17 protein-coding genes are annotated in these 22,264 nt (G+C 71.9%); 6 read left to right on the top strand and 11 right to left on the bottom strand.

Features of this window, described 5'->3' with window-relative positions; genetic code table 11:
- Positions 1 to 26: 26 nt before the first annotated feature.
- From ACIOSR_RS15315 to purF, 3 genes are all read right to left on the bottom strand, one after another.
- Positions 27 to 1,601 (bottom strand): transporter, encoded by a 1,575-nt coding sequence (locus ACIOSR_RS15315; RefSeq protein ID WP_159825802.1) that lies wholly within the window; start codon positions 1,599 to 1,601, stop codon positions 27 to 29.
- Positions 1,583 to 2,383 carry an ABC transporter ATP-binding protein gene (locus ACIOSR_RS15310; RefSeq protein ID WP_233568550.1) on the bottom strand — a complete coding sequence of 267 codons (801 nt, stop codon included), beginning with the start codon at positions 2,381 to 2,383 and terminating at the stop codon, positions 1,583 to 1,585. Before ACIOSR_RS15310 ends, ACIOSR_RS15315 begins: the two co-directional genes overlap by 19 nt.
- An 89-nt stretch (positions 2,384 to 2,472) precedes the next feature.
- The gene (gene purF / locus ACIOSR_RS15305) at positions 2,473 to 3,933 is read right to left on the bottom strand and encodes an amidophosphoribosyltransferase (RefSeq protein WP_056049492.1); all 1,461 of its coding nucleotides are present in this window, start codon (positions 3,931 to 3,933) and stop codon (positions 2,473 to 2,475) included.
- A gap of 71 nt (positions 3,934 to 4,004) precedes the next feature.
- Here purF and purM point away from each other — a divergent pair, with 71 nt between their 5' ends.
- Complete coding sequence (purM, locus tag ACIOSR_RS15300) at positions 4,005 to 5,129, top strand: phosphoribosylformylglycinamidine cyclo-ligase (protein ID WP_402753094.1); 1,125 nt, start codon at positions 4,005 to 4,007, stop codon at positions 5,127 to 5,129.
- A gap of 110 nt (positions 5,130 to 5,239) precedes the next feature.
- Positions 5,240 to 5,461, top strand: a complete 222-nt coding sequence (locus tag ACIOSR_RS15295) for a hypothetical protein (protein ID WP_173151994.1) — start codon at positions 5,240 to 5,242, stop codon at positions 5,459 to 5,461.
- 121 nt (positions 5,462 to 5,582) lie between these two features.
- On the opposite strand, the gene ACIOSR_RS15290 is transcribed toward ACIOSR_RS15295, so the two are convergent.
- Entirely contained in the window at positions 5,583 to 5,969 is a 387-nt protein-coding gene (locus tag ACIOSR_RS15290) for a VOC family protein (RefSeq protein ID WP_173151992.1), read from the bottom strand.
- A gap of 13 nt (positions 5,970 to 5,982) precedes the next feature.
- On the bottom strand, positions 5,983 to 6,180 hold the full coding sequence (locus tag ACIOSR_RS15285) for a DUF3073 domain-containing protein (protein ID WP_056227242.1): 198 nt from the start codon (positions 6,178 to 6,180) through the stop codon (positions 5,983 to 5,985).
- Between the two features lie 140 nt (positions 6,181 to 6,320).
- On the opposite strand from ACIOSR_RS15285, the gene ACIOSR_RS15280 reads away from it, so the two are divergent.
- Positions 6,321 to 7,481, top strand: coding sequence for an NAD(P)-binding domain-containing protein (locus tag ACIOSR_RS15280; RefSeq protein WP_402753093.1), 1,161 nt, complete (start codon positions 6,321 to 6,323; stop codon positions 7,479 to 7,481).
- 85 nt (positions 7,482 to 7,566) lie between these two features.
- On the opposite strand, the gene ACIOSR_RS15275 is transcribed toward ACIOSR_RS15280, so the two are convergent.
- The 4 genes from ACIOSR_RS15275 to ACIOSR_RS15260 all read right to left on the bottom strand — a co-directional run bounded on the left by ACIOSR_RS15275 (position 7,567) and on the right by ACIOSR_RS15260 (position 13,062).
- Positions 7,567 to 9,522 carry a glycogen debranching N-terminal domain-containing protein gene (locus tag ACIOSR_RS15275; RefSeq protein WP_402753092.1) on the bottom strand — a complete coding sequence of 652 codons (1,956 nt, stop codon included), beginning with the start codon at positions 9,520 to 9,522 and terminating at the stop codon, positions 7,567 to 7,569.
- 64 nt (positions 9,523 to 9,586) lie between these two features.
- Positions 9,587 to 10,513, bottom strand: a complete 927-nt coding sequence (locus ACIOSR_RS15270) for a carbohydrate ABC transporter permease (RefSeq protein ID WP_173151986.1) — start codon at positions 10,511 to 10,513, stop codon at positions 9,587 to 9,589.
- Positions 10,510 to 11,598 carry a carbohydrate ABC transporter permease gene (locus tag ACIOSR_RS15265; protein ID WP_402753091.1) on the bottom strand — a complete coding sequence of 363 codons (1,089 nt, stop codon included), beginning with the start codon at positions 11,596 to 11,598 and terminating at the stop codon, positions 10,510 to 10,512. Before ACIOSR_RS15265 ends, ACIOSR_RS15270 begins: the two co-directional genes overlap by 4 nt.
- Positions 11,599 to 11,808: 210 nt before the next feature.
- Positions 11,809 to 13,062, bottom strand: coding sequence for an extracellular solute-binding protein (locus ACIOSR_RS15260; protein WP_402753090.1), 1,254 nt, complete (start codon positions 13,060 to 13,062; stop codon positions 11,809 to 11,811).
- 232 nt (positions 13,063 to 13,294) lie between these two features.
- On the opposite strand from ACIOSR_RS15260, the gene ACIOSR_RS15255 reads away from it, so the two are divergent.
- Complete coding sequence (locus tag ACIOSR_RS15255) at positions 13,295 to 14,293, top strand: LacI family DNA-binding transcriptional regulator (RefSeq protein WP_043597449.1); 999 nt, start codon at positions 13,295 to 13,297, stop codon at positions 14,291 to 14,293.
- An 18-nt stretch (positions 14,294 to 14,311) separates the two neighbouring features.
- Here the strand turns inward: ACIOSR_RS15255 and ACIOSR_RS15250 are convergent, their stop codons facing one another.
- Both ACIOSR_RS15250 and ACIOSR_RS15245 read right to left on the bottom strand, forming a co-directional pair.
- The gene (locus tag ACIOSR_RS15250) at positions 14,312 to 16,588 is read right to left on the bottom strand and encodes an APC family permease (RefSeq protein ID WP_402753089.1); all 2,277 of its coding nucleotides are present in this window, start codon (positions 16,586 to 16,588) and stop codon (positions 14,312 to 14,314) included.
- Between the two features lie 104 nt (positions 16,589 to 16,692).
- Positions 16,693 to 17,319, bottom strand: a complete 627-nt coding sequence (locus ACIOSR_RS15245) for a YitT family protein (RefSeq protein WP_056049470.1) — start codon at positions 17,317 to 17,319, stop codon at positions 16,693 to 16,695.
- 62 nt (positions 17,320 to 17,381) lie between these two features.
- On the opposite strand from ACIOSR_RS15245, the gene ACIOSR_RS15240 reads away from it, so the two are divergent.
- Together ACIOSR_RS15240 and ACIOSR_RS15235 are read left to right on the top strand one after the other, a co-directional pair.
- On the top strand, positions 17,382 to 18,821 hold the full coding sequence (locus ACIOSR_RS15240) for a PLP-dependent aminotransferase family protein (RefSeq protein WP_056049466.1): 1,440 nt from the start codon (positions 17,382 to 17,384) through the stop codon (positions 18,819 to 18,821).
- A 163-nt stretch (positions 18,822 to 18,984) separates the two neighbouring features.
- On the top strand, positions 18,985 to 22,158 hold the full coding sequence (locus ACIOSR_RS15235; RefSeq protein ID WP_402753088.1) for an efflux RND transporter permease subunit: 3,174 nt from the start codon (positions 18,985 to 18,987) through the stop codon (positions 22,156 to 22,158).
- Positions 22,159 to 22,264: the final 106 nt, after the last annotated feature.

Genomic DNA, 22,264 nt, shown 5'->3' with positions numbered 1-22,264 from the left:
GCCGCGTGCCCGGCTGACGGCCCGGGTCAGGCCCCGCGAGCCCGCCGCAACCTGGTGAGCAGCTCGGGGCCGCGGGCGTCGAGGAGGCGGCCGCCGCGTCGGATGCCGATGATCGTCAGCACGAGACCGAGGACGACGCCGACGACGAGCGTCGCGAGCCCGAGGATCACCGAGCCCTGGACCAGCGCCACGACTCCGAGCACGAGCTCGGGCAGCGACAGCACGAAGACGATCGCCCACGAGGCGTAGAGCCCGAGGGTCGAGGTGACGTTGGCCCCGGGCGGTGACTTGAAGGGGCTCTCGCCCGCCGCCGGGACGGGCATCAGGTACAGCGCCGAGGCCACGCTCGACACGCCGAACCCGGTGAGCAGCAGCCCCAGGCCGATGCCGAGCAGGGCCGGGGCCACGTCGAATCGGCCCACCACGGCCAGGGGGACGAGCGTGGCGAGCACGACGGAGGGCACCGCGAACAGCGAGAGGGTGAGGACGCGACCTGCGCGGTCGGCCGCACCCGCCAAGCCGGTCGACAGGTGTGCTGCGAAGGCCGTGCCGTCGTACGAGACGTCGGCGGCCAGCGTGATGGCGAGGAGCGCGGCCACGGCCGGACCGATGGCGTACAGCGGCCAGGTCGTCTCGAGGGAGAACGACAGGAAGATCGCCAGGACCGGCATCAGCGGGACGACGATCAGCGACCCGCCGTACCGCGGGTCGCGCAGCCAGTAGACGGCCGTCCGGGCGGCGACCGCACCGGTCGGCGTCGCGGGGAACCGGGCGAAGGGCCCGAGGCCCTTGGACGCCGCGGTGGCCGTGACGGCCGGGGGAGCCACGAGCGCCGTCGCCAGTCCACGTCGCCAGAGCAGGAGGAGCACCCCCAGGGTGACCAGGGCGATGAGGGCCTTGAGGGCTGCCTCGCCCGGTCGGCCGAGGGCGACGTCGCCGGGGATCGACCAGGCGGCGCCGAGCGGGCTCCACGACAGGGCGTGGGCGACACGGGGCAGGTCGTCGCCGACGGAACTGAGCCCCTGGCCGACCAGGCCGATCAGCGGCCCGGCCAGGATGAGGGGCACGAAGATCGCGACGCTCATCAACTCGCGGTAGCGACGTTTGGCACCCAGCGCGCTGGTGGCGGTCTCGACCGCGCGGGACGCCGCGACGCAGACGAAGACGCCGAGCACCCCGCAGAACGGCGCGAGGACGGCCGAGAGAGGGTGGTGCAGCCAACTGAAGGTCGTCGCGAGGGCGGCGACGAGCGTGACGATGCCCGGGATGCCCAGCAACCCGGTGACGAACAGGGCGACGAGGAGCCTGTCGGCGGGCAGGGGGAACGGGCGCAGCTTCGAGACGCTGAGGGTCTGGTCGTAGCCCCGGGCGACGAAGGGCACGACGATCCAGCCGACGACGGCGAGGGAACCGCCGAGCACGCCGGCCGTCCAGGCCCAGCGCTCGGGCGCGAACGAGAGGGCGACCAGGCCGACCACGACGGCGGCGAGCACGCCGAGGCCGTAGAGCCCGCCGATGACGGCCGCGACGATCTGCCAGGTGCTGCGCTTGAAGCCGTTCAGCAGCACCCGCCAGCGCAGGCTCAGGAGGTGCGCAACCACGACGGCCCCTCGTTGTGCTGACGGCCGCCGACGAGTTCGACGAAGCGGTCCTCGAGGGTGGAGCCGGCACGCACGTCGTCGGTCGTGCCGGCCGCGAGCACGCGCCCGGCCGCGATGACGGCGACGTGGTCGCACATGCGCTGGACGAGGTCCATCGAGTGGCTCGACACGATGACCGTGCCACCGTTCTGCGTGTAACCGTGCAGGATGTCGCGGATGTTCGCGGCCGAGATCGGGTCGACCGACTCGAACGGCTCGTCGAGGACGAGGAGGCGCGGGGCATGGACGAGCGCGCAGGCGAGCGCCACCTTCTTGGTCATGCCCGCGGAGTAGTCGACGACGAGCGTGCCGCCGGCCGAGCGCAGGTCGAGCAGGTCGAGCAGGTCGCCGACCCGCTGGGCCGTCGTCTCGCGGCTCATGCCGTTGAGCAGGCCGTGGTACGTGACGAGCTGCTCGCCGGTGAGGCGGTCGAACAGCGAGATGCCGTCGCTCAGCACGCCCACGAGCGACTTGGCGTGCGTCGGGTCGGACCAGACGTCGACGCCCAGGACCGCGATGCTGCCCGAGTCGGGACGCAGCAGACCGGTCGCCATCGAGAGCGTGGTCGTCTTGCCGGCGCCGTTCGGGCCGACGAGGCCGAAGAACGAGCCCGTCGGCACGGTCAGGTCGATTCCGTCGACGGCGACCTTGTCGCCGAACGCCTTGCGCAGACCGGTGATCTGCAGGGCGGACGCCGGGGGCGTCGCGGTCGGTTCGGGGCGGGGCATGCCGACGTCGCTCATGGCCCCCAGCCTAGGGACGCCTGCCGACACCGCACCTCCCCCGGCGGGTGGAAGCAGGGGCGAGGTGCGGGTGGCGACGGCGGCGCGACTCAGCTGAGCTGGTTGGCCTCGACCCAGGCGAGGTACTCGGGGCTGACGGTGCCGGTGACGTACTCGCCCGTGAAGCAGCTCATCTCGAGCTCGGTGACGTCGCTGCCCTCGGTGATGGCCGCCTGCATGTCGGCGACCTCTTGGTAGATGAGGTGGTCGGCACCCAGTTCACGGGCGATCTCGGGGATCTTGCGGTCGTGGGCGACCAGCTCGTGCCGCGACGGCATGTTGATGCCGTAGACGTGGGGGAACCGGACCGGGGGAGCGGCCGAGGTGAACGTCACCTTGTTCGCTCCGGCGGCGCGGGCCATCTCGACGATCTCGCGCGAGGTCGTCCCGCGGACGATCGAGTCGTCGACGATCAGGATGTTCTTGCCCTTGAACTCGCTCGACATCGCGTTCAGCTTCTGGCGCACCGACCGCTTGCGCTCGGCCTGCCCCGGCATGATGAAGGTGCGGCCCACGTAACGGTTCTTGTAGAAGCCCTCGCGGTACTCGATGCCGAGCTTCTGGGCGACCTGCATGGCCGCGGGGCGTGACGAGTCGGGGATCGGCATGACCACGTCGATGTCGCCGATCGGCGAGTGCGCGGCGATCGTGTCGGCCAACCGGTTGCCGAGGCGCAGGCGGGCGTCGTAGACCGAGATGCCGTTCATGATCGAGTCGGGGCGGGCCAGGTAGACGTACTCGAACGAGCAGGGGATGAGGCGCGGGCTGGCGTGGCACTGCTTCGACACCATCTGGCCGTCGAGCGAGATGAAGACGGCCTCGCCGGGGGCGACGTCGCGGACGATCTCGTAGCCGCCGGACTCGAGGACGAGCGACTCGGAGGCGGTGATCCACTCTTCGCGGACGCCGTCGGCGGCGAGACGGCGGCCCAGGACCAGCGGGCGGATGCCGAAGGGGTCGCGGAAGGCCAACAGGCCGTGACCCGCGATCATCGCGATCGCCGCGTAGGAGCCCTGCACCCGGTCGTGCACGCGGGAGACCGCGGCGAAGATCTGCTCGGGGTCGAGCTCGCTGCCGTTGACCTGCTCTTGCAGCTCGTGCGCCAGCACGTTGACCAGGAGCTCGGTGTCGCTGTTCGTGTTGAGGTGGCGACGGTCGACGTGGAAGAGCTCGCTGGTGAGCTCGCGCGTGTTCGTCAGGTTGCCGTTGTGGATCAGCACGATGCCGTAGGGCGCGTTCACGTAGAACGGCTGCGCCTCTTGCTCGTTGCTGGCCGCGCCCTTGGTGGCGTACCGCACGTGACCGAGGCCCATGTTGCCGAGCAGGGCGCGCATGTCGCGGGTGCGGAAGCCCTCGCGCACCTGCCCCTTGGTCTTGTGCACGTGGAAGATGCCGCCCTCGGCGGTGGCGATGCCGGTGCTGTCCTGCCCTCGGTGCTGCAACAGGAGGAGCGAGTCGTAGACGAGTTGATTTGCTGGCTCGTGCGCGACGAGACCGACGATGCCGCACATGCGGATCTGGCTCCAGACCGTAGAGTTGGGGTTACCGCGACAGTCTAGAGCGACACCGAACGGATGAACGAATGGCGACCTCCTCTGCCCACTCGACCAGCGCCTCCTACGCCGCAGCGGGGGTCGACACGGCCGCCGGCGACCGGGCGGTCGAGCTGATGAAGGCGGCCGTCGGCGCCACGCACGGCCCCGGTGTCGTCGGTGGCGTGGGCGGCTTCGCCGGGCTGTTCGACGTGTCGTTCCTCAAGGACTTCGACAAGCCGTTGCTCGCGACGTCGACCGACGGCGTCGGCACGAAGGTCGCCATCGCCCAGGCGCTCGACAAGCACGACACGATCGGGCAGGACCTCGTGGGCATGGTCGTCGACGACATCGTCGTCGTCGGCGCCCGGCCGCTGATCATGACCGACTACATCGCCTGCGGCCGTGTGGTGCCGACCCGCATCGCCTCGATCGTCGAGGGCATCGCCCGCGCCTGCAGCGCGACGGGGACCGCCCTCGTCGGCGGCGAGACGGCGGAGCACCCCGGCCTGCTCGGGCCCGACGACTACGACGTGGCCGGCGCCGCGGTGGGTGCGGTCGAGTCGGGGCGCCAGCTCGGCCCGCACCTCGTCGGCGACGGCGACGTCGTGCTCGCCCTCGCCTCGTCGGGCGTCCACTCGAACGGCTTCTCGCTCGTGCGCCACATCCTGGCCTCACGCGACCTCGGCTACGACGACACCCTGCCCGAGTTCTCGGGCACCGTCGGCGAGGCACTGCTCGAACCGACGCGCCTGTACACCTCGCCCCTGCTGCGCGTGCTCGACGACCCTGCGCTCGACGGCGCGATCCACTCGCTCAGCCACGTCACCGGGGGCGGAATCGCCGCCAACCTCGCCCGCGTGCTCCCCCTCGGGTCGTGGACCGAGGTCGACCGTTCGACCTGGTCGCCGCTGCCCGTCTTCCGGGTGCTGAGCGACCTGGCCGGCTCGACCCTCGAGTCGAGCGAGGGCACCTGGAACCTCGGCATCGGCATGATCGCCGTCGTGGCCGCCGGACAGGCCGACTCGGTCACCGCGGCCCTCGGGGCCGACGGCATCGCGACGTGGCCCGTCGGCACCGTCTCGACCCGGGCGCGTGACCTGTCCGGCTTCGAACAGGGCGCCAAGGGAGTCGACGGAGGCGCGGTGCGGCTCGTCGGGTCCTACGCGGGCTGATCACCGGCGACGTCGCGTGGCGTTCGTCCGGCGGCGGACGTACGATGAAGCCACGCCCCTGCCGGGCGTCCTGACGACGACGTCAGACCGGACGACGAAGGAGTCGACCCATGAGCACCACCCGCATCCCCCTCTCCACCGTCTCGCGCGCGGCGGTCGCCGCTCCGCGCAGCGCCCGGATCAGCCGCGTCCCCGCCCAGCCCGCGCCGCTGCGTTCGCCCGCGTCACCCGTCACCGGCGGGCGCAAGGTCGCTGCTCTCACGGCCGGCGGCATGATCCTGCTGTTGGTCGTGGGGCTGCTGCCCGCGGTCGCGACGCTCGTCGGCGGCTGAGCCGCGCCTCCTGGCCGTGGCCCCGGCGCCCGGTCGGCCCGTCACCCGGTGAGCTGGTGACACACGACGACGGCCCCTCGAGATCGAGGGGCCGTCGTCGTGTGGCGTGCGTGGTGCGGACTCAGAGGACGCAGAACTCGTTGCCTTCCGGGTCAGCGAGGACGACCCACGACACGTCCGTGTCGTCTTGGCCGACCTGTGCGCGGACGGCCCCGAGCGACTCGAGCCGCGCGACCTCGTCGGCCTGCGTCGCCTCGCGGCTCTGGCCGTCGACCGGCGTCGGACGGAAGTCGAGGTGCAGACGGTTCTTGACCGTCTTGGCCTCGGGGACGCTCACGAAGAGGAGCCCCGGCAGCGTGTCGGCCGTCGGACGGATCTCGGGCTCGTCGTCGTCGACCGAGACGAACACCCACCCGAGGGCGTCGGCCCACCAACGGGCGAGCCCGGACGGGTCGCTCGCATCGACGACGACCTGCTCCCAGGCGAGGGACGAGGACGAAGAGGTCATCAGCTGGCCGGCCTCAGGCGCTCTTGTTCTGGTCGTGCTCGGTGTCGTATTCGTCGTCGAAGTCGTCGGCCCATTTGTCGACGTATTCGTCGCCGGAGTCGTTCTTCGTCGCCAACTCTTTTTCGAGTGCACCGTAGTTGGTGTCAGGGCTGAAGTACTTCAGCTCTCTGGCGACCTTGGTGTGCTTGGCTTTTTGACGGCCGCGCCCCATGCGTGACCCCCTCTGAACTCGGCCCGGAAACGGTGTCGGACGACCCGGGAACTGCCGACAGGATGCTGGTGAAAAACTGGACCGATCTTATCATGTACCCCTAGCCCCGGCTGCCGCCTCGGACGGGCATGATGGTCCGGATGACTGCAGGGGGCGAAGGCGAGCGGACGAGGGTCCTCGTGATCGGTGCGGGCCAGGCCGGGTTGTCGGTCTCGTGGTACCTGCGCCGGCTCGGACTCGAGGTGGGTCGCGATCTCGTCGTCCTCGACCGGGGCCCCGGAACCGGAGGCGCGTGGCAGCACCGCTGGGAGAGCCTGCGGCTGGGTGCCGCGCACCGCGTGCACGACCTGCCGGGCATGGCCGAGCTGGGGCTGGGGTTCGCCGACGCCGACCGGTCGGCCCCGGCGCGTGACGTCGTCGCCGACCGGTACGCCCGGTACGAGGACGCGCTCGGGCTCGACGTGCGGCGCCCGGTCGAGGTGACCGGGGTGACCGGGCTGGGCGACGGGTTCTCGGTGCGGTGGGCGGGGCGCGCCTCCTCGGGGGGCGCTCCGGCTGCGGCGACAGGGCCTGAGTCCGGCGCTCTGCGGGCCGAGGTCGTCGTGAACGCGACCGGCACCTGGGGCGCCCCGTTCGTGCCGTGGTACCCCGGGCGCGACACCTTCCGCGGGCGTCAGCTGCACACCTCGGACTACCGGGCGGCCTCCGAGCTCGAGGGGCTCGACGTCGTCGTGGTCGGCGGCGGCACGAGCGCGATCGGTTTCGTGTTGGAGCTCGACGGCGTCGCGGCCTCGACGACGTGGGTGACGCGCCGGCCGGTCGACTGGCTCGACCAGGGCGAGCTCGACGTCGAGTCGGCCGTCGCGGCGGTCGCCGCGCAGGACCGCGCGGCACGGGCGGGGCAGGCGCTGCCGAGCATCGTCAGCGGGACGGGCGTGCCCCGCACCCGGCGCTTCGTGTCGGGCATCGAGCGCGGCGTGCTGGTCGAGCGGCCGATGTTCGCGACCGTCGAACCCGACGGGGTGCGATGGGCCGACGGCACCTCCGCCCACGCGGACGCGATCGTCTGGGCGACCGGGTTCCGGCCCGAGCTGCGACACCTGGCGCCGCTCGGACTGCGCTCGGCCGACGGGGGCGTGAGCGTCGAGGGCGGCGCCTCCACCCTCGACCCGCGGCTGTTCTTCGCGGGCTACGGGCCGCAGGCCTCGACGATCGGGGCGAACCGGGCCGGACGGGCGATCGCCCGTCAGGTGGTCGCGCGATTGTCGGAGAGCGACGCCGAGCGCCGACGGCAGGGGTGACGCAGGCGATGCCCGTGCGCGGGCTCGCCCGCGTTCGGCGGGAGGGTGCGCGCACCATCGGCGGCGGGGCCAGCGGGGCGAGCGGTCATGGGTGGCGGGGCGGGCGCACGGCGTGCGTGGCGGACCAGACGGCGACGGCGGCTGAGGCGGACCAGGCCTGGGGGCGGCACGAGGCGGGGTACGGCACGGGCGACGGCACCTCGCGGGCCGGGTCGCCCGAGTGGAGCTCGGGCATCCGGTAGTCGAAGGTCGGCGCCGCCGCGAGCAGACCCTCGGCGAGCACCGCGGCCTCGTCGGCGAACCCGGCCCGAGCGAGGCCCTGCACCGCGATGGCCGTGTCGTGGGTCCAGACGCTGCCCCCGTGGTAGCTCAGGGGCCAGTAGCCGGCGCTGTCGGTCGACATCGTGCGGAGGCCGAAACCGCTGGACAGCTCGGGCGAGACGAGGCGGGACGCGACCAGCGCCTCCTCGTCCGGGTCGAGCAGACCCGTGCCGAGCAGGTGCCCGAGGTTGCTCGTGACCGTGTCGACCGGCCGCTTGGCCGCGTCGAGGGCGATCGCCGGGTAGGCGCCCGCGTCGTCGTCGACCCAGAAGGAGGCGCGGAACCGGTCGCGCAGGCGCCCCGCCCAGTCGCGCCACGCGTCGCCGCCCGCCCGATCGAAGGCGTCGAGCAGGTCGGCCCCGTGCACGGCCGCCTCGTACGCGTAGGCCTGCACCTCGCAGAGCGCGATCGGCCCCTCGGCGAGGGTTCCGTCGCGCCACTGGACGCTGTCCCCGGAGTCCTTCCAACCCTGGTTCGCCAAGCCGTGGCCGGTCTCGTCGACGTACTCGAGCAGCAGGTCGCCGTCGCTGTCGCCCGAGTCGCGCATCCAGGCGAGGGCTGCGTCGAGGTGCGGCAGCAGCGCCTCGACCTCGGCCCGCGGCAGGCCCCAGCGCCAGGCGTCGTGCAGCAGGCAGATCCAGAGCGCGGTCGCGTCGACGGTGCCGTAGTAGAGCGGGGGCAGGTTGACGTCCTCACCGGGGATCGTCAACGTCCGTTGACGGAGTTCGTGCATGATCTTGCCCGGCTGCTCGGCCGTCCCCGGCACGTGTCGAGTGCCCTGGAGTCCCGCCAGCACCCGCAGGGTGCCCCCCGCGACCGTGAGGTCGAGGGGCAGGGTGAAGCGGGCGGCCCAGAGCGAGTCGCGGCCGAAGAGCGTGAAGAACCAGGGCGCACCTGCGGCGTAGAACACGTCGTCGGGTGCCGTCGTCGTGGTCAGCCGGAGCGCCGCCAGGTCGTCGCGGGCACGGTCGACCCAGCGGGCGAGCCGGTCGTCACGCGGCGCCGGGTCGAGGTCGGCCCAGTGCGGCGGCGTCCGCACGCCCCGGACGACGGCGTCGGGGGCGGTCGCGACCAGGTCGAGACCGACCGTCACGGAACCCCGGGCGGGGACGACGGCGACCCACTCGACGACGAGGCCGGCCGGGGTGTCCCGCACCGCGCCTCCTCGGGTCTCGAGGTCGACCCGGACTCCATCTGCCCGCCAGGAGGCGCGGGTGCCGTCGGACGTGAGCGTCGCGTCGCGCACGGGCGCGCCCACGATCCCGGCCTTCACGTGGTCCATGGGGGAGGCGTCGGGTCGGAGGGTCGCGGCCAGGGTGACCGTGAGCTCGCGGTCGAGCCGGGAGGTGACCGTGTGGCGCTCGTGGACGCCCGTGGTCGTGACGTCACGGAGCGAGCTCAGGCGGACGTCGGGGTCGGCTCCGGCGTCGTCGAGGCCGCGCAGCAGCGACTCGAAGCGGACCGAGGAGGCTCCGAGGGGCACCGTGGCCACGTGCTCGGGGACGAGGCCGTCGACGGTGACGCCGTGCCCGGCGACGAGACGCACGTCGCCGAGGTAGACGCCGTGGATCGTCGCCGCGCCCATCGACCCGTCGGCGGCCGACCACGCCTGGACGGGAGCCCTCAGCACGACGGTCTCGGCGGCGAGGAACGGCTGGAGGCCGGGTGTCGGGGTCGACCGGTCGGCGTGGTCGGAATCGAGGGGGGAGGTCTGGGTCATCGGGGGCTCCTGGGGCTCCGGGTGGCGGGCGTGGGGTGCGACGGGGTGGGCGTCGCGGCGTGCATCACTCTTTGACGGCCCCGGCGCTGGCGTTCATGATGCGGCGCTGGAAGACGAAGAAGACGATGGCGACCGGGATCGTCATGACCGCGGCGGCCGCGAGCTTGATCGGGTACTGCGACCCCTGGCTCAGCTGCCCCGAGGCGAGGCTCGCGACGCCCTTGGTGAGGGTGGTCAGCTCGGGCGACTGGGTCGACACGATGAAGTGCGAGAGCTCGTTCCACGACCCCTGGAACGACAGGATGATGATCGTCACGAGGGCCGGGCGAGCCATGGGCAGGACGATCGACCAGAAGACCCGGAAGGTGCCGGCGCCGTCGATGCGCGCTTGCTCTTCGACGCTGCGCGGGATCGACTCGAAGAAGTTCTTCATGATGAAGACCCCGGCGGCGTCGGTCAGCAGCGGCACGATCATGCCCGAGTACGAGTCGTACATGCCGAGCTGGTTGATCACCAGGAACTTCGGGATGAGCAGCACGACCGTCGGCACCGCCATCACGCCGATCAGCAGCACGAAGATGACGTTGCGCCCCCGGAACTGCAGCCGCGCCAGGGCGTAGCCGGCGAGCGAGTTGAAGAAGACCCGCCCGAGCGTCACCACGATCGTCACGATCGCCGAGTTCTGGAACCAGGTCGGGAAGTCGCTGTTGAGGAACAGCTGGCGGTAGGCGGCGACCGTCGGCGTGATCGGGATCAACGCCAGCGGGTCGGAGGCTGCCTCGGGGTCGGTCTTGAACGACGTCGCCACGTTGATCAGGAACGGCAGGATGTAGATCGCCGCGATGACGATCAGCACGGCGTAGAGCACCGAGGTGCCGGCGATGCGTCGCGTGCTGCGGGGCTCGCGCCCGGCCGGGTGAGGTGGGGCCGGGGGAGGCGCGACCGGCGAGGAGGGGTTCGTCCGGTCGGCGATCGGTGCGGTCGTGGTCATCGCTCGACTCCTGTCGTGTAGAGCCGGGTGCGTCTCTTCGACACGGCCCGTTCGCGCAGCACGATGCGCTGCAGGACCGTCAAGGCGACGATGATGACGAACAGCACGAAGGCGATGGCCGCGCCGCGACCCCACTCCTGTTCGCCGAACGCCGAGGTGTACGAGAGGTAGGCGGGCGTCAGCGTGGTCTTCTGCGGGCCGCCCTGGGTGCCGGTGTAGATCTGGTCGAAGACCTGCCAGGTGCCGATGAGGCCGAGGGTGAGGACCGTGAAGAGCGTCGGTCGCAGTTGCGGCAACGTGATGCGCCAGAAGCGCTGCCAGCCGCTCGCGCCGTCCATCATCGCGGCCTCTTGGACGTCGCCACCGAGGTTCTGCAGGGCCGCCAGGAAGAGCAGCATGAACGTGCCACTGGTGGTGAAGACGGCCATCAGGATGAACGCGGACATCGCGACCGACGGCCCGGCCAGCCAGTCCCACCAGCTGACGCCGAGGGCGGTGTGGTCGGCCAGCAGGGCCGGGGGCTGCGTGACGCCGTTGACGGCGAGCAGGTTGTGCAGCACGCCGCTGGCGTCGTTGAACCACGCGGGCCCGGTGATGCCGACGAACGAGAGCAGCTTGTTCACCGCGCCGCTCTGCGAGAACAGGAACAGCCACAGGACGGTGATGGCGACCGAGCTGGTCACCGACGGGAAGTAGAACGCGGTGCGGAAGAACCCGCGGCCGCGCAGCACCTGGCGGTTCACCAACACGGCGAGCAGCAGGGCCACGGCGGTCTGGATCGGCACGACGAGGATCACGTACCAGGCGTTGTTGCGCAGGCTCAGGCCGAAGTCGCGCTCGGCCAGGCCGCCGCCGCCGAGCAGGTCTCGGTAGTTCTGCGCCCCGACGAAGCCGACGCCGGCCGCGAAGGGGGAGCCCCGGCCGGTCCAGTCCGAGACGCTGACCCAGAGGGCCATCAGGACGGGCACGGCCAGGAAGAGGCCCAGGACGATCAGCACGGGCGAGACGAACAGCCAGCCCGAGAGGCCCTCGCCGCGCGAGACGGCGCTGCGCCGTCGGGGGACCTTGGTCGAGATCGCGGTCATGGGGACTGCCTTTCGTGCGCTGTCTCGGGTCGGTGGGTCGCGCCTCCTCGGATGATCGCCGACGAGGCGCGGCCGCGGGGGAGGCGGGGAGCGGGACCGGGGAGGGACGGAGGCGCGACCGCCCTGGGGAGGACTCGTCGCGGCCCCGGCCGCCCCCGTCGGGTGGGGAGTGCGAGGCACCGCGCCGGGGGAGGCGCGGTGCCCCGAGGGTTACTGGAGGATCGCCTCGAAGTTCTTCTGCGCGGACTCGAGGATCGTCTTCGGGTCGCCGTCCTTCAGGCCGGAGAGCTGCGAGTTGAAGTCGCTGATCACGGCGGCGGACCCGTCCTGCGTGGGCGTGCCCTGGGCGAACTCGACCGAGTCGAGGAACGCGGCCTGGTCGGGGTTGTCGGACTTCCAGGTGTCGGCGGCCGACTGGATCGAGGGCATCACGCCGAACGCGTCGGCGAAGGCGAGCTGCTGGTCGGTGCTCGTCAGGTGCTCGACGAGGTCGACGGCGGCCTGCTGGTTGGGGCTGTCGGCGGCGATGCCCCAGCAGTTGGTGAACTGCAACGTGCCCTGGCCGCCGGGGCCGGCGGGCAGCTCGGCCACCTGGTACGACACGTCGGGGTAGTCGTTGGTGAGTGCGCCGGTGATCCAGTTGCCCTCGATGGTCATCGCCGCCTTGCCCGTGCCGAAGGCCTCGCCGCCCCAGCCCGCGCCGAGGTCGCTCGAGAACGCGGCGTCGCCGCTGGTCAGCAGGTCCTTCACGTAGGTCAGCGCCTCGACGTTCTCGGACGAGTCGAGCGTCGCCTCGGTGCCGTCGGCGGTGGTCACCGCGCCGCCGGCCTGCGCCATGAACGCGCCCACCCGGGCGTACTCGGGGCTGAAGGCCAGGCCCACGTGGTCGGCCGTCGTGAGCTTCGCGGCGACCGCCTTCAGCGAGTCCCAGTCGGTCGGGACGTCGGCGTCGGACAGGCCGGCCGCGGCCCACATGTCGGTGTTGATGATCAGGCCGAGGGTCGAGAAGTCCTTGGGCGCGCAGTAGAACCGGTCGTCGAGCGTGAAACTGTCGACGAGGGTCGGGAAGAAGTCGCCCTCGTTGGCGAGCTGGTCGCCGTAGGCCAGCAGGCTGCCGTTGCCGGCGAAGCCCGCGAGCGTGTCGGTCGACACGTAGAACACGTCGGCCGGCTCGCCCGAGGCGAAGCCCTGGCTGAGCTGCTGCGGCAGGTCGGAGGCCACGCTGACCTCGGCGCCGGTGCCCGAATCGTCGGACCAGCTCGCGACGGCGTCGGTGACGGCCTTCGTCTCGGCGTCTCCGCTCGAGCCGATCAGCACGGTCAGCGAGTCGTCGCTGCTGGTGAGGGCGCCGTCGCTCGCGGCGCCCGACCCCTCGCTGAAACCGGAGCCGCAGGCCGTGAGGGCCAGGGCCGAGATGGTGGTGAGGGCGGCTGCTGCCGCCAGGCGGGTCGTGCGTCGTCGCATGGTGGGCCTCTCGTCGCGTCGTTGCGATGGTGCGGGTGCTGTGGTCGGGGTGTGGTGCCGGGGTGGCGCCTCGGGATGGAGCGGGGGCGGACGTGCGATTTGATCGATCAAATCCGTGTCGTCAGAGTAGGCAGGCCGCCCCGTGGGTGTCAAGACCAGAGCGCCGAGAGGCACCCGGGCGCTGGGGTAACGTGACCCGAGGCCGCCGACCGGCGCCGGGGTGGAGGGCGCGATGACTCGGGTTCCGACACCGCGCCTCCCGACCGTCAGCGACGTCGCCTCGGTCGCGGGGGTGTCGCGGCAGACCGTCTCGAACGTGCTGAACGCGCCCGACATCGTCCGACCCGACACGCGGGGCCGGGTCGAGCGGGCGATCGCTGACCTCGGCTACCGACCGCACGCGTCGGCGCGACGATTGCGCACCCGCAAGAGCTCGACCATCGGCATCCGGCTCGACCCCGTACAGAACGGCATCTCGGGCGCGGTGCTCGACCGGTTCCTGCACGCGGTCACCGAGCAGGCCGACGCTCGCGACCACCGCATCCTGCTGTACACGGCGGCCGGGCCCGACGACGAGATCGCCCAGTTCCGCCGCCTGCTCGACGGCGCCGACGTCGACGGGTTCGTGCTCACCTCGACGTTCTTCGACGACCCGCGCACCGAATGGCTGATCGACGCCGGCGCCGACTTCGTCACCTTCGGTCGGCCCTGGGGGATCGACGACATGGGCGACCCGCAACACCGCTGGGTCGACGTCGACGGCCGCGCCGGCCTCGCCTCGACGACCGACGACCTGCTCGACCGGGGTGCGACGCACGTGGCCTTCCTCGGCTGGCCCGCCGGCTCGGGCGCCGGGGACGACCGGAGGCGCGGGTGGCGCGAGGCGCTCGCGTCACGGGGCACGCTCGACCCGGCCTCGATCGACGCGCTCGACCTGGCCGTCGAGGACTCGGTGCCGCTCGCCTCGGCTGCGGTCCGGTCGGTGCTCGACGCGGGAGTCGCGGTGGACGCCGTGGTGTGCGCGAGCGACACCCTCGCGCTCGGGGCATCGGTCGTGCTGGGGTCGTCGGTGCCGGTCGTGGGCTACGACGACACCCCGGTCGCCTCGGCGCTCGGCCTGTCGAGCGTCGAGCAACCACTCGTCGACGTCGCAGGAGCCGTGCTCTCGCTGCTGCTCGACGACAGCGAGCCGCGGCACCGGCTGCTGCGGCCCCGCACCGTCTGGCGCTGACGCTCCCGGGCGCCGGCGCTACTTCTTCTTGCGGGGGGAGGTGCCGGTCGAGTTGCGGGCGGCCGAGCGGGCCTTGCGTGCGGCGGCGCCGCCTCCGCGGTTGCCGGCCGCCGAACCCGGTGCACGCGGGGTCTGCTTCGGGCCGGGCTTGGTGCCGTTCTGCGCGGGCTGGACGTCGAGGCCCCGCTGCACCGCGCCTCCTTCGACCGCCGCCCCGGCGCGGCCGTCCGGGCCCGCGTCGGCACCCAGGGCCCCGCCGGCGGCGCCCGACCGGCGACCGGCCGGCTCGAGCACGCGGCGCGGCACGGGGCGGGGGCGGATCGGCTCGCCACGGCGGTCCTGGCCGGGGATCGGCCGCGATCGACGCCCGTAGAGCACCTCGGATGAGTCGAGCAGCCACGGCACGAGCGAGATCGTCACGCCGTGCACGAGCATGAGCTTCTGGCGGATGCGGCGGCTCTTGTGGTTGTGCAGCGCGGCCTCCCACCAGTGGCCGACGATGTAGATGGGCGTGTAGACCGTGACGACCTCGCTGCCGTGCTCTTCACGGTGGGCCTTGATGTACTTGATCAGCGGCATGCTGATGTCGCGGTACGGCGAGGCGACGATGCGCAGGGGCACCTCGATGTCCTGCTCGGCCCACTGACGCTGCAGGAGCGCCGTTGCTTCGTCGTCGATGCCCACGTGGATCGCCTCGAGCGACTCGTGGCGTGCGGCGATGGCGTAGTCGAGGGCCTTCAGCACGGGCTTCTGCATGGTGCCGACCAGCACGATCGCGTGGTCGCCGTGCGAGCCGAACTGCGTCGTGGCGTCGGGCTCGATCTCGACGAGCACGTCCCGGTAGTAGCGGTTCACGCCGAGCATCAGCACGAAGAGGATCGGCATGATGACGAACACCAGCCAGGCGCCGTGCGTGAACTTGGTCACCGTCACGACGATCAGCACCGACGCCGTGAGCAGGGCGCCGAAGGCGTTGATGCCGCGGGCGCGGTACACCGCTCCACGGTCGGCGCATCCCTCGCGCAGCATGCGGGTCCAGTGGACGACCATGCCGGTCTGGCCGAGCGTGAACGAGACGAAGACGCCGATGATGTACAGCTGGATCAGCCCGGTGACGCTGGCCTGGTAGACGAGCAGGATGGCGCAGGCCACCAGCGCCAGCACGATCACGCCGTTCGAGTAGATCAGTCGGTCGCCGCGCGTGTTGAGCGCCTTGGGGGCGTACTGGTCGCGGGCCAGGATCGACCCGAGCAAGGGGAACCCGTTGAAGGCCGTGTTCGCCGCCAGCAACAGCACCGCCGCGGTGCAGGCCTGGATCAAGTAGAAGGGGATGCCGAACAGCGACCCGCCGAAGACCGCGCTCGCGATCTGCGCGACGAGGCTGCGCTGCGGCGTGGTGGCGCAGTCGACGAACCCCTGGAGGTCGCAGGCGTCCTCGGCGTAGTGCACCTTGGCGATCAAGGCGACGGCGACGAGGCCGGCGAACAGGACGATGGCGATGCTGCCCATCAGCACGAGGGTCTTCTGGGCGTTCTGCACCTTGGGCCGCCGGAACGCGGGCACGCCGTTGGCGATCGCCTCGACGCCGGTCAGGGCCGAGCAGCCGCTCGAGAACGCCCGGAGCAACAGCAGGATGAAGGCGGCCTGCGTCAGCTGGTCGGCCTGCACCGTGTACTCGGCGCTCTCGGCGACGGGCGGGTCGCCGAGGGCGGTGCGCACCAGGGCGATGACGATCATGACGAAGACGCTCGACACGAAGAGGTAGGTGGGGATCGCGAAGGCCTTGCTCGACTCGCGCACGCCCCGGAGGTTGACGGCCGCCAGCAGGACGACGAAGAAGATCGCGAGCTCGACGCGCACCGGCGCCAGTTCGGGCACGGCCGAGATGATGTTGTCCACGCCCGAGGCGACCGAGACGGCCACCGTCATGACGTAGTCGACGAGCAGCGCCGAGGCGACCACGAGCCCGGCCTTCTCGCCGAGGTTCTTGTGGGCGACCTCGTAGTCGCCGCCGCCCGACGGGTACGCCTTGATCAGCTGACGGTACGACGCCACCACGACCAGCAGCAGGACGACGACCGCGACGGCCACCCACGGCGCGAGGGTCAGGAACCCGAGGCCGCCGATCAGCAGGATCATCAGCAGTTCTTGCGGCGCGTAGGCCACCGAGCTGAGCGGGTCGCTGGCGAAGATCGGCAGTGCGAGGTGCTTCGGGAGCAGCTGCCCCTCGAGCTTCTCCGAGGGGAGGGGTTCACCGATCAGCCAACGCTTCGGCGACCGGGTGTCGTTGGTCACGAGCGGCGACTCTACTCCCGTGCGAGGGCCTGTCAACTTCGCTCGTGGACGATTTATTCCCGGTCAGCGCGGGTCGGTCCGAACTGGTTCGTACCGGCCGCGGCTCAGGCGGGCGAGGAGGCGCGGGCCGGGGCGACCACGGAGGTCGCCACCCGGCGCCGGGCGAAGAGCGGCAACGTGATCGCCACGAGCGGGCCGATGAGCAGGGCCTCGGCCGCCGTGCCGATGCCGACCTGCCCGCCGAGCAGCCACCCCGCGGCGAGGACCGTGAGTTCGATGACGGTGCGCGCGACGCCCACCCGCCAGCCCAACCGGGCGTGGAGGCCGAGCATGAGCCCGTCGCGCGGGCCCGGCCCGAAGTCGGCTCCGATGTAGAGGCCGCTCGCGACGGCGAGCAACAGCAGGCCGCCCGCGAAGGTCAGGCCTTGTGCCCACCACTCGGTCTGCTGTGGCAGGACGCGCAGGCCGAGGTCGGCGACCGGACCGATCATCAGGGTGTTGGCGATCGTGCCGAAGCGGGGTCGCTGGCGCAGGGGGATCCAGAGCAGGAGCACGACGAGGCTCGTGACGAACGTGACGGTGCCGAACGTCAGCCCGGTGTGGCGGACGAGCCCCTGTGACAGCACGTCCCACGGGGCGACGCCGATGCCCGCGCGGACCATGAGGGCGATGGCGAAGCCGTAGGCGGTGAGGCCGACGAACAACTGCAGCAGGCGACGCGAGAGGAGCATGGGGTCGATCCAATCGCTCGACTGGCCTGGTGGCAAGGGTCCAATCCGCCTAGGGTGGCCGCGTGACCAACCTCGACCACGGTGCCACCACGGTCTCGTCGCGGGCGCTCGGCGTCCTGCTCGACTCGTGGCGCGCCTCCTCGGTTCCCGGCTACCTGGCGCTCGCCGACCGCATCCGCCTGCTCGTGCTCGACGGCCGGCTGCCGGTCGGCACCCGCCTGCCGTCCGAACGCGACCTCTGCGCGCACCTCGGGGTCAGTCGCACGACCGTGGCCGCGGCCTACGCCGCCCTCCGCGACACGGGGCACGTCGACAGCGTGCGGGGCAGCGGCAGCGTCGTCCGGCTGCCGGCCCGCGCGTCGGTGCCGCGTCCGACGACGACCGAGGGGCTGCTCGACCTGACGAAGGCGGCGCTGCCCGCGGTCGACGGCATCGCCGAGGCGGCGCAACGGGCGGCGGGGCGGCTCGGCGCGTACCTGGACGACCCGGGCTACGACCCGGTCGGGCGACCGGTGCTGCGCGAGGCGATCGCCGAACGGTACCGACGGCGGGGGCTCGAGACGAGTGCCGACCAGATCGTCGTGACCCTCGGGGCGCAGCACGCGATCGCGCTGCTCGCCCGCGTGCTGGTCTCGCGCGGCGACCGGGCCGTCGTCGAGGCGCCCGGCTACCCGCACGCCTTCGAGGCCCTCCGCGGCGCCGGTGCCCGCCTGGTGCCGGTCAGCGTCACCGTCGATGACGGCTGGGACGAAGCGGCGCTCATGCAGACCCTGCGGCGCACCAGCCCGCCGGTGGCCTACCTGATGCCCGACTTCCACAACCCCACGGGCGCGACGATGCCCGCCGACCAGCGGGCGCGCGTGCTCGAGGCGGCGGCCGCCGAGGGCACCGTCGTGATCGCCGACGAGACCATGGCCGAGATGGCGATCGACGACCGTCGGGACGCCCCCTCGCCGATGGCCGCGTACGGACGCGCGGTCACGATCGGCTCGGTCGGCAAGTCGCTCTGGGGTGGGCTGCGCATCGGCTGGATCCGTGCCGAGCGCCCGCTCGTCGAGCGGCTCGTGCGCGCCCGCTCGGCGGGCGACCTGGGCACCCCCGTGCTCGAGCAGCTGGTGGTCGCCGAGCTGCTCGGCGACTTCGACCGCGTGCTGGAGGCGCGGGCCGGCCACCTGAGACGAGGTCGCGACCGCGTCGTCCACGGCCTGAGGGAGGCGTTCCCGTCGTGGCAGGTGCCGTCGCCGGCGGGCGGCCTCACCACCTGGGTGGGGCTCGGGGCGCCGGTCAGTTCGCAGCTCACCCTCGCGGCCCGCCGGGAGGGCCTGCTGCTCGCGGCCGGCCCGGTGTTCGGCATCGACGGGGCGTTCGAGCGGTTCCTCCGCGTGCCGTTCTCGTACGCCGACAGCGACACCGACCGGGCGCTCGCCGCCCTGCGCGCGGCGTGGGACGGGGTCGACGGGGTGCAGGCGCCGACCTCGCCCCTGCTGGCCGAGGTGGTCTGAGCCGGGTCGTGCGGTCGGCTCCTCCCCGTCACGGCGACCGGGCAGCGATCTGCACAGCGTGAAAGGAACCGCCGCCAGTTCCCAGAGAGGCTGGTGACAATGGAGGTGCGGTGCACGTCGTTCACCGCGCCTCCTCCGCTCTCCCTCTCACCACCGGAGCACCGTGCACCTGCTGTCCGTCTTCAGCCTGCGCAACCGCGCGCTGATCGCCCTCGTCACCATCGTCGTCGCCGTCTTCGGCGGCATCGCCCTCACCTCGCTCAAGCAAGAGCTCGCGCCCAACGTGCAGTTCCCGCAGATCGCGATCGTCAGCTCGTACCCGGGGGCCACGCCCGAGGTCGTCAACGAGGACGTCTCGACCCCGATCGAACAGGCCGTCCAGATCATCCCCGGGCTCGAGGGCACCTCGGCGACCTCGAGCACCTCGCAGAGCACGGTCTCGGCGGAGTTCACCTACGGCACCGACCTCGACTCGGCCGAGCAGAAGATCCAGTCGGCGATCAACCGGCTCTCGCTGCCCGACTCCGTCGACACCCAGGTGGTCACGGGCAGCCTCGACGACCTGCCCGTCATCCAGATCGCCGTCACCGGCTACGACTCGGCCGACTCGCAGGCCCTCGTCGACCGGCTGACCACCGTCACGGTGCCCGACCTGCAGAAGCTCGACGGCGTCCGCGAGGCCTCGATCTACGGCGACGCCGGCCAACGCGTCACCATCTCGCCCGACCAGACGGCGCTCGCCGCCGCGGGGCTGACCACGGCCGCCTTCCAGGACGCCCTCGACGCCAACGGCACGCTGATCCCCGGCGGCACCCTCACGCAGGACGGCAAGACGCTGTCCATCCAGGCGGGTCAGAGACTCACGAGCGTCGACGAGATCCGCGCCCTGCCGCTCCTCGGCGGCACCTCGGCCACGACGATCGGCGACGTCGCCGACGTGCAGCTGACCGGCGCACCCGTCACCTCGATCAGCCGCGTCGACGGGCAGGACGCCCTCACGGTCGCCATCACCAAGACCCTCGACGCCAACACCGTCGACGTGTCGCAGACCGTGCGCGACGCCATCCCGGGCCTCGCCTCCGACCTGGGTGACGGCGTGGAGCTGTCGGTGGTGTTCGACCAGGCGCCGTTCATCCAGCAGTCGATCGACGCGCTCGCCGAAGAGGGGCTGCTCGGCCTCGTGTTCGCCGTGATCGTCATCCTGGTCTTCCTGCTGTCGATCCGGTCGACCATCGTCACCGCCATCAGCATCCCGACGAGCGTGCTCATCACGTTCATCGGGCTGCAGGCGGCGGACTACACCCTGAACATCCTGACCCTGGGTGCGCTGACGATCGCCATCGGCCGCGTGGTCGACGACTCGATCGTCGTCATCGAGAACATCAAGCGGCACCTCACCGCGGGCGTCGACCGGCTCGAGGCGATCAAGGTCGGCGTCCGCGAGGTGGCGGGTGCCATCACCGCGTCCACGGTCACGACCGTCGTGGTCTTCCTGCCGCTGGCCTTCGTCGGCAACATCACCGGCGAGCTGTTCCGGCCGTTCGCCCTGACGGTCACCATCGCGCTCGTCGCGTCGCTCTTCGTCGCGCTGACGATCGTGCCCGTGCTGGCGTACTGGTTCCTCCGGGCACCGAAGGCCCACAAGCACGCGCCGGGGGGCGAGGCCGCCGCCGTCGAGGGGGCGACGGTCGAGTCGTTGACGACCCGCGCCTCCGACCCGTCCGACACCCGGCCGCTCGACCGCCTGCGTCGCGCGTACGTCCCGGTGCTGCGGGGCACCCTGCAGCGTCCGGTCGTGACGATCCTCGTGGCGTTGCTCATCCTCGTGGGCACGGGCGCCGTCATCCCCTTCATGAAGACGAACTTCCTCGGGGCGAGCGGGCAGAACACCTTCAGCGTCACGCAGACCCTGCCGCCCGCGTCGAGCCTGCAGACGCAGTCCGACGCCGCCGACCGGGTCGAGCAGGTGCTCGAGGGCGTCGACGGCATCGAGACGGTGCAGCTGACCATCGGCTCGAGCGGGACGTCGATCGCGAGCTTCCTCGGAGGATCGGGCGACAGCACCGTCACCTACTCGATCACCACCGACGAGAGCGCCGACCAGGACGCCCTGCAGGCCGACGTCCGGTCCCGGCTGGACGACGTCACGGACGCGGGCGAGATCGAGGTCTCGGCGTCGAGCGGCTTCGGCACGAGCAACGACATCACCGTCGACGTCACGGCACCCGACCCCGACAGCCTGCAGACCGCGACGGACGCCGTGCTGACGAAGGTGCAGGGGCTTCCCGGCACCGCCGAGGCCAGCTCCAACCTGCAGGCGGCCCAGCCGGTCATCGGCGTGCAGGTCGACCGCGTCGCGGCCGCGGCCCTCGGCTACAGCGAGGTCGCCGTGGGGGGCATCGTGTCGCAGGCCATCCAGCCCTTCCGGGTGGGGTCGCTCGAGATCGACGACAGCTCGGTCGACGTCTACACGGTCGACCCGACGCCGCCGGCGACCATCGACGAGCTGAAGGCCCTCGAGCTGCCGAGCCCGACCGGGCCCGTGCGCCTCGACTCCATCGCCACGGTCGAGCAGACGACCGGGCCGACCTCCGTCACGACGACCGACGCGGTGCGTTCGGCGACCGTGACGATCACGCCGTCGAGCGACGACCTCTCGGCCGCCGGCACCGAGGTGTCCGACGCCGTGGCCGCCGTCGACCTGCCCGACGGGACCGACGCGACCATCGGCGGGGCGACGGCCGACCAGGCCAACGCCTTCTCGCAGCTCGGTCTCGCCGTGCTGATCGCCATCCTGATCGTCTACATCGTGATGGTGGCGACGTTCCGCAGCCTGATCCAGCCGTTGCTGCTGCTCGTGTCGATCCCGTTCGCGGCGACCGGGGCGATCCTGCTGCAGCTCGCCTCGGGGGTGCCGCTCGGGGTGGCGTCGCTGATCGGCGTGCTCATGCTCGTCGGCATCGTGGTGACCAACGCCATCGTTCTGATCGACCTCGTCAACCAGTACCGCGAGAAGGGTCTGCGCGTGCGCGAGGCGCTGCTCGAGGGAGCGTCGCGGCGGTTGCGGCCGATCCTCATGACGGCGGCGGCCACGATCTTCGCGCTCACCCCGATGGCGCTTGGTGTGACCGGGCACGGCGGCTTCATCTCGCAGCCGCTCGCCATCGTCGTGATCGGCGGGCTCGTGTCGTCCACCCTGCTGACGCTCGTGGTGCTGCCCGTCATCTACTACCTGTTCGAGCGCATCGGCGAACGCCGGGCCGATCGACGGGCGGCGGAGTCGGGCGAGGGCGCCGCGGGTGCCGAGCGTGCCGAGACGGCTGCTGCCCGGGGGTGACCTCGGCCGGTGTGCCCGGCTGCCGGTCCAGCCGCCGACCGACCCGAGGAGGCGGGGCTTCCGGTTCGGGGGAGGCTCGGGTATCGTAGGTGGGTCGGCTCAAGAC

This window comes from Frigoribacterium sp. NPDC087798 (assembly GCF_044742985.1).
GTDB lineage: Bacteria > Actinomycetota > Actinomycetes > Actinomycetales > Microbacteriaceae > Frigoribacterium.
This window is presented reverse-complemented; position numbering and strand designations above follow the sequence as displayed.